Consider the following 13,327-nt stretch of genomic DNA (forward strand, 5'->3'; position numbering starts at 1 on the left):
GCCCCTTGGATGACCCTGGCAACACAGGTTAGTGCCCGGAATCAACATGAAACCTATAGCCAACGCTGTCATCGCAGAGGCAGATGGTCAGAAGCCGAGTTTCAGGCGCAAGCGCTGCCATGCAGTCAGCGGCGGCTGAGGCCTGAGCGCCGGGCGCATATGCTCGACGATACTGCGCCCCACTGCCGCGAAACTGAAACGCGACACTGCCAACTCGCGACCATTTTCGGCAATCTGCTGTGCCAGCGCAGGGTTTTCGCGCAATGTGCGCAACTTTGCCTGCAAGGTCGGTATGTTGTCGTAGAACACGACATTGACCATGTCCTGCAACCCTAACGCGCGATTCTCTGCTTCGCCCTGGTCGTAGGCCAGCAGCACACAGCCGCAAGCCATGGCTTCGAAGTTCTTGATCATGTACTCGCCCATGCCCACGTCGGCGCTGACGAAGTACTGGATACGGTTGAGCGTGTTGCAGTAATCCTCGCCCGACTTGGTACGGGTCACTACCAGGTTTTCTACCTGCCCCAGCTCATCCAGCAGCGCCTTGCGCCCGCTGTAAGCGACACTGTTGGTGCTGCCGACGAATGCCAGTTCGATATCGCGCTCACGGCCCTGGTCGGCCAGCAGTTGTTCATCGTAGCCCTTGGGCACGAACACCGCGTCGAAGCCCTCCTGACGCAGACGCTCGCTGACCGTGTAGCCCGAGCTGATCACGCGCGCCCACGGCATCTTGCGGTAATGCGCGCTGAACTTGCCGGTGTACTTGCAAGGGATGTAGTTCTGGTAGGCGTCGTGTTCGAGAATGACCAGGTTTGGCACCGTGCGGATGAAGGCCGCCTGGCGGATCTCTTGCTTGAAGCGCAGGAAGAAGACGATACGGTCATAGCGCTCGACCTGCACCTCACGCTTGAAGTAACGGCGCAGGTTGCGCTGGTCTTCGCTGGTCAGCCAGCGCAGATCGCATTCACAGTTGGCCGCGACGCCATCGTACAGGCGATCGAGGATCGCGCGCTGTTCCTTCTGTACCAGAAATAGGACTTTCATTGCTTTCCTTGGGCGCTCTGCGCCTTCGCGGTCAGGTTTACAGCTCACGCCGCCAGAACAATTCATGCCGGCGCACGGCCTTGCGGAAGAACTCGTTCTCCCCGTAAGGCGACGGCCGGCGCCCGGCCAGCCAGCGCTGCAGCAAGCGGCGCAAACGACGCTTGAACGGTGCAGGCGGCTGCAGGTCGTGCATCATGCCCAAGGCCATGGCCTTGTCGCGCTGGGTAGCGATATCCAGCAGCAAGGCACATGGCGCCCAGGCCTGCTCGGCACTCAGTTGCGGCGGCAAGGCCACGCCATCGCCACTGTCGCCCATTGGCCAGCGGTCGTTGTCATGCAGATGGTTGGCGTAACACAGCAGCGTCTGCGGCTGCCAGTCGAGGCCCTGCAGGGCCTCCATGACGGCCGCCTGGGCGCAGATATGGTCGGGGTGGGGGTCAAGTTGCGGATGGGGCATGACCAGTACTTCAGGCCTGGCCATCTCCAGCAGGGCCCGCAGGTCGTCCAGCAGGTTCTGCCAGGTTGGCGCACCATCGCGGTCGGCCGGTAGCGGGAACGGGTTGAACTGGCGGAACGGGCGGATATCGGCCATGTCCGCTTCACGGGACGCAGCAGGCTGATCAGGCGCAGCTTGCATGGCGGGCAGCTGCAGGCAGAAATACCCCAACTGCACGCAACGGGACTCGGGTACACCGGCCCAGCGCGGTACGGCGATGCTGTCCCAGGCGCGCAGGCGCCCCTTCAAGCGCGCAGCCTCCGACTTGCCCAGGCCCATCTGCTGATAGTGCTCGGCTTCGATCTCACCTGCAGTCAGGGTCACCACCCAGGTTTCGTCCGCCTGGCTGTACAAGCCATAAGCCGCCAGCTCGGCATCATCGGCATGCGGCGCGATGACCATCACGCGGCGGCGCTGCAACTCGACGCCGGGGGTTATCCACAGGCGTGGTTCCCCCTGCAACTGGCAAAAGCGCCCACGCAGACGCAGCGTGCCCGCCTGCAGCGGGGCCGCCAGCCCGGTGAGGTTGAGGAAACGCAACCCATCGACACCACGCTCGAAGGTTTGCCGATCCATGCATTCGCTGCCGTACAACTCGACCCGTGGATCGAGGAAGCGCCCCAGCCAACCACTCTTCACCCGCACTTCAAGCATCAGGGTTTCGTCACCCTGCAACGTCGCGTCCACCTTGAGCAGCCCGTCGCGCAGCACGACCGGCGCTTCCTGGCTCAGCTCGCCGAAGCGGTAGGCGTAATCTTCGCCAGGCGCATAGAACAGGTGGTCGGCGAACCAGGCTTCGTGCGCGCCCCAGAGCAAAGGCAGCAGCAACAGCGGCAGCCACCACCACGTGACGATACCCAGCGCCAGCAGCACAACCAGACTGGCCAGCAAGCCCAGGCGTTTGTTGCGCCGATGGCGCTTGAGCAACTGCTGCTTGCGGCTCACGACTGGAATACCGGCACAGGGTTGCACCACCGATCCTTGTACTCCCGGTCGGCTCGGCCGAACGAGAAGCGCAGGGGCTTGTTGCGCGCATTGGCATCTTCCCAGGCCGCCTGGGTGTTGAGGAAGCTCAGCACGCTACCGGGGCTGAAAGCCTTGGTTTCGGGATCGACACCACCGTTGATGTATTCGACGCTGATCCACTCAGGCGCTTCAACGCGATACACCAGCTGGATGGCAATGGGTTTGTCGTCGAGCATCAGCACCGAGCCGATCAGCAGCTCGCGCAGGCGCTCCAGCACTTCGGCCATGCGCTCGGCACCGGTGGCCGGGAAGCCCCAGCGGCGCAGGAACAGCTCGCAGTACATGGCTGCGATCTGCTGCGCGCTGAAGTCGCTGATCGCTCGCACCACCCCGCCCGCTTCTTCCAGCAGGCGCAATTCGCGGCGCTGGTTGTAGCGGAACTTCTTCGACAGGTCTTCATGGGGGCGGGCCATGGCCAGCTGCTCTTTCTGCACCTTGAGGCCGCTGAAACGGCCCTGGTTCAGTTCGGACAGGTAGCGTGCGCCATGGCGCAACGGCGCGCCGGCATCAGCCGCCGCCGGCAGGATGATCTCGGCATTGCCAAGATCGAACAGGGCCTTCTTGCCGGCACGCTTGAGCACGTCCTTGGACAACGCCAGGTGCCGCCCCCAGGTCGGGATGGCAGCTTTCAATTCATCTGCCTGGTACCAGCCCAGGTAACGCACCGGGATCTGAGCCAGATCCGCCAACTGCTCGACCACCAATGGGTGCGTCGCGACGCTGCCACCGAATCGCGCCCACGCCTCGGCGTAGGCAGGTGCATCGATGGCCTGCCACCCGCGCTCGCGGAAGGCCCGGATATGATTGAGCATCACGCCTTCCCCGCCAGCGCACGAACCTGTGGCAACTGCCAGAACGCCTCGCGCACGGCCTGATCGGAAAACCGCTCATGCAGCCGCCGCATCATGTGCGCAGCGCAGGTTTCACGCTGCTGTTCATCCAGCGCGGCCATGTGCTTGAGGCCCTGCGCCAGTTGCCCGGCGTCGGCCAGTGGGAACAGTACACCAACACCTTCCACGACTTCGCGCGCACCGCCGCAGGCCGTTGCCAATACTGGTACGCCAGCGACCATGGCTTCGAGCAGGACCATGCCGAACGGCTCATGGTCGGAGCTCAGCGCAAACACGTCGAAGGCCTGGAAATAGCGACGGGCATCCGGCACCTGACCAAGGAAGTCAACCTGCGCGGCAATCCCCAGTTCGGCAGCCTGTGCCTTGAGCTTGGCCTCCAGGCGGCCCTTGCCAAGAATAGCCAGGCGAGCACCGGCCGGCAGGCCCGGCAGCGCCTCGGCAAAGCCACGCAGCAAAGTCGCCTGATCCTTGTCCGGGTGCAGACGACCGACATTGCCGACCACCCATGCCTGGGCATGCAGGCCCAATGCCTGGCGCGCCTCGGCACGACATACCAGGGCGGCCTGCAGGGCGTCGATATCGATACGGTTGTATAAGGTCTGGATACGTTCGGCCGGCCACTGCGGCAAGCAACGGCGCATGTCGTCACGCACCGCATCCGACACGCCCAGCAAGCTCAGGCGCTTGCTGAACAGGTTGGCGAACAGACGCCGGCCCTTGCGCTCATAATCGCCGAACGCGTGGTGCACACCGATCACCGGCAAGCCGGTCGCCAGCAGCGCGACATAGATCGGCTTGAAACGGTGAGCGATGCAGAAGCTGAAATTGCGTTCGGCCGCGATACGCCGCAGGGCGCGTATTGCACTGAGCTTCAGGCCACGCACGGCCTTGGAGCTGAATTCGAGAAACAGCACCTCGTCCGACGCGCAGCCAGCCGCAACCTGCGGGTCGGCGGCGCCGGTGAGGAACACGGTGGTGACCTTGTAGCCGCTGCCCTGGAACAGGCTGGCGTACTGACGGGCACAATCGAGGAACGGCCCGTCATAGCCATGGCAGAACTGCAGGACCCGCGCTTCAGAGCGGCTGGTCATAGGCGGCAGCGCCGTCCTTCACGACCAGGATGTCTTCCATGATCAGGTACTGCAGGTCCGAACCGAAGAACATGTTCAGCGCGTCGGTCGGCGAGCAGATCATCGGCTCGCCACGGCGGTTCAGCGAGGTGTTCAGCGAAACACCGTTGCCGGTCAGGTCTTCCAGCGCCTTCATCATGTCGTAGTAGCGCGGATTGTATTCACGCTTGAGCACCTGGGCACGCGAGGTGCCGTCCTCGTGGACCACTTCCGGCACACGGGTCTTCCACTCTTCAGCCACTTCGAAGGTGAAGGTCATGAACGGCGCCGGGTGGTCGACCTTGATCATTTGCGGGGCGACGGTGTCGAGCATCGACGGGCAGAAAGGTCTCCAGCGTTCGCGGAACTTGATCTGCTCGTTGATGCGGTCGGCCACGCCCGGCACGCTCGGGCAACCGATGATCGAACGACCACCCAGGGCACGCGGGCCGAACTCCATGCGGCCCTGGAACCAGGCCACCGGATTGCCCTCGACCATGATCTTGGCGATACGCTGCGGCATGTCGTCGAGTTTGCGCCATTTCGGCGCGTTCGGGTGACGGGCGCAGGCGGCGATCACGTCTTCGTTGGAGTAGGAAGGGCCGAGGTAGACGTGCTCCATCTTCTCGACCGGCACGCCACGGGCGTGAGAAACGTAGGCAGCAGCACCGACAGCAGTACCCGCGTCACCGGAAGCCGGCTGGACGAACAGTTCCTTGACGTCGGAACGGGCAATGATCTTCTGGTTGAGCTTGACGTTCAGCGCGCAGCCGCCGGCGAAGGCCAGCTTGCCGGTTTCACGCAGGGTGTCGCCCAGGTAGTGGTCGATCATCTGCAGGGCGATCTTTTCGAACAACGCCTGCATGCTGGCCGCGTAGTGGATGTACGGTTCGTCGGCGATATCGCCTTCACGCTTGGGCCCCAGCCATTCGATCAGCTTCGGCGAGAAGTAGAAGCCCTTGCCCTTCTCTTTATAGCGGCGCAGGCCGATGACGTTGGCGTACTCGGTATTGATCACCAGTTCGCCGTTCTCGAAGCTGGCCAGGCGGGAGAAATCGTACTTGCTGGCGTCGCCGTACGGCGCCATGCCCATGACCTTGAATTCACCGTCGAGCATTTCGAAACCGAGGAATTCGGTGATCGCGCCATACAGGCCACCCAGCGAGTCCGGATCGAAGAACTCCTTGATCTTGTGGATCTTGCCGTTTTCGCCGTAGCCGAAGAAGGTGGTGGCGTACTCACCCTTGCCGTCGATGCCGAGGATCGCGGTCTTTTCCTTGAAGCCCGAGCAATGGTAGGCACTGGAGGCGTGAGCCAGGTGGTGCTCGACCGGTTCGATCTTGACCTTTTTCGGGTCGAAGCCAAGCTGCTCCAGGCACCAGACGATCTTCTTGCGGTAGCGCTTGTAGCGGCGGTTGCCCATCAGGATGGCGTCGAGGGCACGGTCCGGGGCGTACCAGTAGCGCTTGGCGTAGTGCCAGCGGGCCTTGCCGAACAGGCTGATCGGGGCGAACGGAATGGCCACCACGTCAACGTCGGACGGCTTGATGCCGGCTTGTTCCAGGCAGAATTTCGCCGACTCGTAGGGCATGCGGTTCTTCGCATGCTTGTCACGCACGAAGCGCTCTTCTTCGGCGGCGGCAACCAGCTTGCCGTCAATGTACAGGGCCGCGGAAGGGTCATGGCTAAGGGCGCCGGACAGGCCAAGAATCGTCAATGCCAAGGGATTAGCCTCTTCATTCGGTAGAGATGCGCCAGCGGCCTCATGGGCGGCTGGCGGCTAAAGGGCGAGATTATAACGCAAACAATGAGGGAGACACTGCATTAACCTGTGGCAGCGGGCTTGGCCACGAAGCAGGCGCCGCGGTGCATGGCACCGGCCTTGCCGGTGTTCGCGGCGGTTCGACGCCTCGACGAGCCCGCTCCCACAAGGGACTTGTAGCGCCTGGTTACTCGGCGATCAGCCAGTCCATGCGGAAGCTGCCTGCCGTCTGCGCCAGCTCCTTGGCCAGCCACGGCAGCAATTCGCGCAGTTCTTCTTCCAGCCCCCAAGGCGGGTTGGCGATGGCCAGGCCCGAGCCGTTGAGGCCCTGCGGACTGTCCTGATGATGCACATACAGCTCGACCCGCAGCAGCTTTGGCGCGCCGGTGCTGGTTAGGTCCTGGTAGAAGCGGGTCAGCGAGCGCTGGTCCTTGATCGGATACCAGATGGCCACGACGGTCTGGCGCATGCGACCGATCGCTTCCTTCATCGAGGTGGTGCAGCGCTTGAGTTCGTCTGCCTGCTCGAACGGCGGGTCGATCAGCATGATGGCGCGCTTCTCCTGCACGGGCAGCAGGGCACGCGGGACATGCCAGCCTTCACCCAGGTGCACGGCCACTCGCGGGTCTTTCTTCATGTTCTCTTTGAGCAGCGGCCCGTCTTCCGGATGCTTCTCATTGAGCAGAGCACGATCCTGCTGGCGCATCAGGCGACGGGCCAGCTCGGGTGAACCCGGGTAGTAGCGCAGCTCACCGTCGGTATTCAGACGCTTGATGATGCGCAGGTAGTCGGCGGCCATGGCCGGCAGGTCATCCCGGTTCCACAGGCGGGCGACGCCTTCCAGGTACTCGCCGGTACGGGTGGCCTGATCGCCTCGCAAGTCGTACAGACCGAGGCCGGCATGGGTGTCGATGTAGGCGAACGGCTGCTCCTTGCGCGACATCAGGGCGATCAGGCGGGTCAGCACGATATGTTTGAGGACGTCGGCATGGTTGCCGGCATGGAAGGCGTGACGATAGTTCATGGCAACTCCTGCGGGGCTGGCAAGTTTACCTTGCCTTGCAGGCGGAGTCAGGCCTGACTGCTGATCGGCGGCACCCACAAAGCAGGTGCCGCCGAATCAACGGGAATTACTTGTCGGCGTGATACGCCGCATCAGCGGTTTCGAAGCGCTGCACCATCGCCTGCGACGGGCGGCCCAGCTTGCTCACCAGAACGATGGCAATGCTGGCGAACAAGAAGCCTGGAATGATTTCGTACAGGCCGAGCGTGTCGAAGTTCTTCCACAGGATCACCGTCAACGCACCCACCACGATACCCGCCAGCGCACCGTTACGGGTCATGCCTTTCCACAGCACAGAAATCAGTACTACCGGGCCAAAAGCGGCACCGAAGCCGGCCCAGGCGTAAGCCACCAGGCCCAGCACGCGGTTTTCCGGGTTGGCCGCCATGGCAATGGCAATCAGGGCCACGGCCAGCACCATCAGGCGGCCGACCCACACCAGCTCACCCTGCGAAGCATTCTTGCGCAGGAAGGCCTTGTAGAAGTCTTCGGTCAGGGCACTGGAGCAGACCAGCAGCTGGCAGCTCAGGGTGCTCATCACCGCCGCCAGGATGGCCGACAGTAGCACACCGGCGACCCACGGGTTGAACAGGATCTTGGCCAGCTCGATGAATACGCGCTCATGGTTCTCGGTGACCGGGCCCGCCAGGTCAGGGTGCGCCGAGAAGTAGGCGATGCCGAAGAAGCCCACGGCGCAGGTACCCGCCAGGCACAGGATCATCCAGGTCATGGAGATGCGACGGGCGTTGGCGATCGACTTCACCGAGTCGGCGGCCATGAAGCGCGCCAGGATGTGCGGCTGGCCGAAGTAGCCCAGGCCCCAGCCCATCAGCGAGATGATGCCAACGAAGGTGGCGCCCTTGAGCATGTCGAAGTTGGCCGGGTTCTGCGCTTCGATGGCCAGGAAGGTGGTATCGAAGCCCCCCGTGGAGATCAACACGATCACCGGCGTGAGGATCAGCGCGAAAATCATCAGCGAGGCCTGCACGGTGTCGGTCCAGCTCACCGCCAGGAAGCCACCGACGAAGGTGTAGGCGATGGTCGCCGCGGCACCGGCCCACAGGGCGGTCTCATACGACATGCCGAAGGTGCTTTCGAACAGTCGGGCACCGGCTACGATGCCGGAGGCGCAATAGATAGTGAAGAACACCAGGATCACAATCGCCGAGATGATCCGCAGCAAGCCACTTTGGTCTTCGAAGCGGCTGGAGAAATAGTCCGGCAGGGTCAACGCATCGCCGTTGTGCTCGGTCTGCACACGCAGACGGCCAGCGACGAACAGCCAGTTCAGGTAGGCACCGACGGTCAGGCCGATGGCAATCCAGGCCTCGGAAAGGCCGGAGAAATAGATGGCGCCCGGCAGCCCCATGAGCAGCCAGCCGCTCATGTCGGAAGCACCGGCAGAGAGTGCAGTGACCACACTCCCCAGGCTGCGACCGCCGAGGATGTAGTCGGAAAGGTTGTTGGTGGAGCGATAGGCCGCGAAACCGATCAGCACCATTGCCGCGATGTAGATCACGAAGGTGATCGTTAGTGGATTGCCCATGCGTGTGCCCTGGCGTTTGTTTTTATCTCATGCGCAACCTTCTTGACGACGGTTGCACCCAGGCGGCGAATGCTATGCAACAACGCAAAGGCGGTGCAACCATTTTTCATTTGCCAGTTGCACCCGCTCGGGCAGTTTCGGAAAAATCCGATTTTTTGCTTCTTTTGGGAGCAAAAAAGGTCTCTACAATAAGAAAACGCACCGTAATGGTTTCTTTTTGGCCTGTAGGAAACTCCGCCAGACGAGTTGCACCTTTTCCTCGGAAAAATGGGGTTGCACCTGGTTGCACCCGAAATCACCTACAGCTAATCTTGGCGCAGCTTAAGCCACACCCGTGGCAATAACGAGGATAAGAAATTGGCGACGACCACCCTTGGGGTCAAACTTGATGACCCGACCCGTGAGCGACTCAAAGCAGCTGCGCAGTCCATCGACCGCACGCCGCACTGGTTGATCAAGCAAGCGATCTTCAATTACCTGGAGAAGCTCGAGGGTGGCGCCACCCTGACCGAACTCAACGGTCACGCCAGCAACCTGGCCGATGACGCTGGCGAAGTCCAGCCAGACCACAGCCACCAGTGCTTCCTCGAATTTGCCGAGAGCATCCTGCCGCAGTCGGTGCTGCGCTCGGCGATCACCTCCGCCTACCGCCGCCCCGAGCAGGAAGTCGTGCCGATGCTGCTGGAGCAGGCGCGCTTGAGCGCCCCGCTGGCCGAAGCCACCAACAAGCTCGCCGCGGGTATCGCCGAAAAGCTACGTAACCAGAAGAGTGCTGGCGGCCGTGCCGGCATCGTTCAGGGCCTGCTCCAAGAGTTTTCCCTGTCTTCCCAGGAAGGCGTCGCCCTGATGTGCCTGGCCGAAGCCTTGCTGCGCATCCCTGACAAAGGTACCCGCGACGCCCTGATTCGCGACAAGATCAGCAACGGCAACTGGCAGCCGCACCTCGGCAATAGCCCGTCGCTGTTCGTCAACGCTGCGACCTGGGGCCTGCTGCTGACCGGCAAGCTGGTCTCCACCCATAATGAAGCCGGCCTTACCTCCTCGCTCACCCGCATCATCGGCAAGAGCGGCGAGCCGATGATCCGCAAGGGTGTCGACATGGCCATGCGCCTGATGGGCGAGCAGTTCGTCACTGGCGAAACCATCGCAGAGGCCCTGGCCAACGCCAGCCGCTTCGAAGCCAAAGGCTTCCGTTATTCCTATGACATGCTCGGCGAAGCCGCACTGACCGAGCATGATGCACAGAAGTACCTGGCGTCCTACGAGCAGGCGATTCACTCGATCGGCAAGGCCTCCCATGGCCGCGGCATCTATGAGGGCCCAGGCATCTCGATCAAGCTGTCGGCGCTCCACCCACGCTACAGCCGCGCCCAGTACGAGCGCGTGATGGAAGAGCTGTACCCGCGTCTGCTGTCGCTGACCCTGCTGGCCAAGCAATATGACATCGGCCTGAACATCGACGCCGAAGAGGCCGACCGCCTGGAATTGTCCCTCGACCTGCTCGAGCGCCTGTGCTTCGAGCCGGCCCTGGCGGGCTGGAACGGTATCGGCTTCGTCATCCAGGCCTATCAGAAGCGCTGCCCGTACGTGATCGACTATGTCATCGACCTGGCCAAGCGCAGCCGCCACCGCCTGATGATCCGCCTGGTGAAAGGCGCCTACTGGGACAGCGAGATCAAGCGTGCCCAAGTCGAAGGCCTGGAAGGCTACCCGGTCTACACCCGCAAGGTGTACACCGACGTGTCCTACGTCGCCTGCGCCCGCAAGCTGCTGGCCGTGCCGGAAGCCATCTACCCGCAGTTCGCCACCCACAACGCTCACACGCTGTCGGCCATCTACCACATCGCTGGCCAGAACTATTACCCGGGTCAGTACGAGTTCCAGTGCCTGCACGGCATGGGCGAGCCGCTCTACGAACAGGTCGTAGGCAAGGTCGCCGACGGCAAGCTGAACCGTCCGTGCCGCGTGTACGCGCCAGTCGGCACCCATGAAACCCTGCTGGCCTACCTGGTCCGCCGTCTGCTGGAAAACGGCGCCAACACCTCGTTCGTCAACCGCATCGCCGACCACTCGATTTCGATCCAGGAACTGGTCGCCGACCCGGTCGCCAGCATCGAACGCATGGGCACCCAGGAAGGTAGCATCGGCCTGCCACACCCACGCATCCCGCTGCCGCGTGAACTGTATGGCAACGAGCGCGCCAATTCGGCCGGCATCGACATGGCCAACGAACACCGCCTGGCATCGCTGTCCTGCGCCATGCTGGCCACTGCCAACAATGATTGGAAAGCCACGCCGATGCTGGCCTGCACCGCCAGCGAAGCCGCTGCCGTGCCGGTTCTGAACCCGGCCGATCATCGCGACGTGGTCGGTCACGTGCAGGAAGCCACCGTTGCCGATGTCGACAATGCCATTCAGTGCGCGCTGAACGCTGCCCCTATCTGGCAAGCCACCCCACCTGCCGAGCGTGCCGCGATCCTTGAGCGCACCGCAGACCTGATGGAAGCAGAGATCCAGCCGTTGATGGGCCTGCTCATCCGCGAGGCTGGCAAGACCTTTGCCAACGCCATCGCCGAAGTGCGCGAAGCCGTGGACTTCCTGCGCTACTACGCGGTGCAGGCACGCAACGACTTCAGCAACGACGCCCACCGCCCGCTGGGCCCGGTGGTGTGCATCAGCCCGTGGAACTTCCCGCTGGCGATCTTCACCGGCCAGGTTGCCGCCGCCCTGGCGGCCGGCAACCCGGTACTGGCCAAACCTGCCGAACAGACCCCACTGATCGCCGCTCAGGCCGTGCGCCTGCTGCTGGAGGCCGGTATTCCGGAAGGGGTGCTGCAACTGCTGCCAGGCCGCGGCGAAACCGTCGGTGCCGGCCTGGTCGGTGACGAGCGCGTCAAGGGCGTGATGTTCACCGGCTCCACCGAAGTTGCCCGCCTGCTCCAGCGTAATGTCGCTGGCCGCCTGGACAACCAGGGCAGGCCGATCCCGCTGATCGCCGAAACCGGCGGCCAGAACGCCATGATCGTCGACTCCTCGGCACTGACCGAGCAGGTGGTGATCGACGTGGTGTCCTCGGCCTTCGATAGCGCCGGCCAGCGCTGCTCGGCACTGCGCGTACTTTGCCTGCAGGAAGACTCCGCCGACCGCGTGATCGAGATGCTCAAGGGCGCCATGGCCGAAAGCCGCCTGGGCTGCCCGGACCGCCTGGCCGTGGACATCGGCCCGGTGATCGACGCAGAAGCCAAGGCCGGTATCGAGAAGCATATCCAGGGCATGCGCGAGAAAGGCCGCACGGTCTACCAAGTCGCAATCGCCGACGCGGCCGAGATCAAGCGTGGCACCTTCGTCATGCCAACCCTGATCGAACTGGACAGTTTCGACGAACTGAAACGTGAAATCTTTGGCCCGGTGCTGCACGTGGTGCGCTACAACCGCCGCAACCTGGACCAGCTGATCGAGCAGATCAACGCGTCCGGGTATGGCCTGACCCTTGGCGTGCACACCCGCATCGACGAGACCATCGCCAAGGTGGTGGAGACTGCCAACGCCGGCAACATGTACGTCAACCGCAACATCGTTGGCGCCGTGGTCGGTGTGCAGCCGTTCGGTGGTGAAGGCCTGTCCGGCACCGGCCCGAAAGCCGGCGGCCCACTGTACCTGTACCGCCTGCTGTCGACCCGCCCGGCCGACGCCATTGGCCGCCACTTCCAGCAGCAGGATGGCGAAGGCCAGCCGGACCGTACCCTGCACGACCAGCTGATCAAGCCGCTGCACGCGCTCAAGGCCTGGGCCGAGAGCAACCAGCACGCCGACCTGGCCGCCCTGTGCAGCCAGTTCGCCGGCCAGTCGCAGAGCGGCATCGCCCGCTTGCTGCCAGGCCCGACCGGTGAGCGCAACACCTATACCATCCTGCCGCGCGAGCACGTGCTGTGCCTGGCGGACAACGAGGCCGACCTGCTGGCACAGTTCGCTGCCGTGCTGGCAGTGGGCAGCTCGGCAGTGTGGGCTGACAGCGAGCCAGGCAAGACCCTGCGCGGCCGCCTGCCGCGAGAACTGCAGGCCAAGGTCAAGCTGGTGGCGGACTGGAGCAAGGATGAAGTGGCGTTCGACGCTGTGATCCACCATGGCGACTCGGACCAGCTGCGCGGCGTATGCCAGCAGGTGGCCAAGCGCGCCGGGGCGATCGTCGGTGTGCACGGGCTGTCCAGCGGCGACCACCAGATTGCCCTGGAACGCCTGGTGATCGAGCGTGCGGTGAGTGTGAATACGGCGGCGGCGGGTGGTAACGCCAGCCTGATGACCATTGGCTGAGGCCATGAGTTGTTGATGAATAAGGAGAGCTTCGGCTCTCCTTTTTTCATGGGTGCATGTCTTGAGGGAGTATCAAGGCTGACAGGTGCATGCCTTGGTTCTTTCAGCGCCTATGAGAT

General features: G+C 63.2%; 9 protein-coding genes. 1 reads left to right on the forward strand and 8 read right to left on the reverse strand.

Going from position 1 to position 13,327, the window contains the following annotated elements; genetic code table 11:
* Positions 1-87: 87 nt before the first annotated feature.
* The 8 genes from APH33_RS25980 to APH33_RS27310 all read right to left on the reverse strand — a co-directional run bounded on the left by APH33_RS25980 (position 88) and on the right by APH33_RS27310 (position 9,186).
* Positions 88-1,044 (reverse strand): glycosyltransferase, encoded by a 957-nt coding sequence (locus tag APH33_RS25980; RefSeq protein ID WP_054887904.1) that lies wholly within the window; start codon positions 1,042-1,044, stop codon positions 88-90.
* 37 nt (positions 1,045-1,081) lie between these two features.
* The gene (locus tag APH33_RS25985) at positions 1,082-2,485 is read right to left on the reverse strand and encodes a PIG-L deacetylase family protein (RefSeq protein WP_054887905.1); all 1,404 of its coding nucleotides are present in this window, start codon (positions 2,483-2,485) and stop codon (positions 1,082-1,084) included.
* Entirely contained in the window at positions 2,482-3,378 is an 897-nt protein-coding gene (locus tag APH33_RS25990; protein WP_054887906.1) for an antimicrobial resistance protein Mig-14, read from the reverse strand. Before APH33_RS25990 ends, APH33_RS25985 begins: the two co-directional genes overlap by 4 nt.
* Positions 3,378-4,508 carry a glycosyltransferase gene (locus tag APH33_RS25995; RefSeq protein ID WP_054887907.1) on the reverse strand — a complete coding sequence of 377 codons (1,131 nt, stop codon included), beginning with the start codon at positions 4,506-4,508 and terminating at the stop codon, positions 3,378-3,380. Before APH33_RS25995 ends, APH33_RS25990 begins: the two co-directional genes overlap by 1 nt.
* Positions 4,492-6,249, reverse strand: coding sequence for a carbamoyltransferase (locus APH33_RS26000; RefSeq protein WP_054887908.1), 1,758 nt, complete (start codon positions 6,247-6,249; stop codon positions 4,492-4,494). Before APH33_RS26000 ends, APH33_RS25995 begins: the two co-directional genes overlap by 17 nt.
* A gap of 226 nt (positions 6,250-6,475) precedes the next feature.
* The gene (locus APH33_RS26005) at positions 6,476-7,312 is read right to left on the reverse strand and encodes a 23S rRNA (adenine(2030)-N(6))-methyltransferase RlmJ (protein ID WP_054887909.1); all 837 of its coding nucleotides are present in this window, start codon (positions 7,310-7,312) and stop codon (positions 6,476-6,478) included.
* Positions 7,313-7,418: 106 nt separating this feature from the next.
* Entirely contained in the window at positions 7,419-8,897 is a 1,479-nt protein-coding gene (gene putP, locus APH33_RS26010) for a sodium/proline symporter PutP (protein WP_054887910.1), read from the reverse strand.
* A 106-nt stretch (positions 8,898-9,003) separates the two neighbouring features.
* Complete coding sequence (locus tag APH33_RS27310; protein ID WP_156352055.1) at positions 9,004-9,186, reverse strand: hypothetical protein; 183 nt, start codon at positions 9,184-9,186, stop codon at positions 9,004-9,006.
* Between the two features lie 68 nt (positions 9,187-9,254).
* On the opposite strand from APH33_RS27310, the gene putA reads away from it, so the two are divergent.
* Entirely contained in the window at positions 9,255-13,208 is a 3,954-nt protein-coding gene (gene putA, locus APH33_RS26015; protein WP_054887911.1) for a trifunctional transcriptional regulator/proline dehydrogenase/L-glutamate gamma-semialdehyde dehydrogenase, read from the forward strand.
* The last annotated feature ends 119 nt before the right edge of the window (positions 13,209-13,327 follow it).

It is taken from the genome of Pseudomonas sp. NBRC 111130, assembly GCF_001320485.1.
Lineage (GTDB): Bacteria > Pseudomonadota > Gammaproteobacteria > Pseudomonadales > Pseudomonadaceae > Aquipseudomonas > Aquipseudomonas vlassakiae.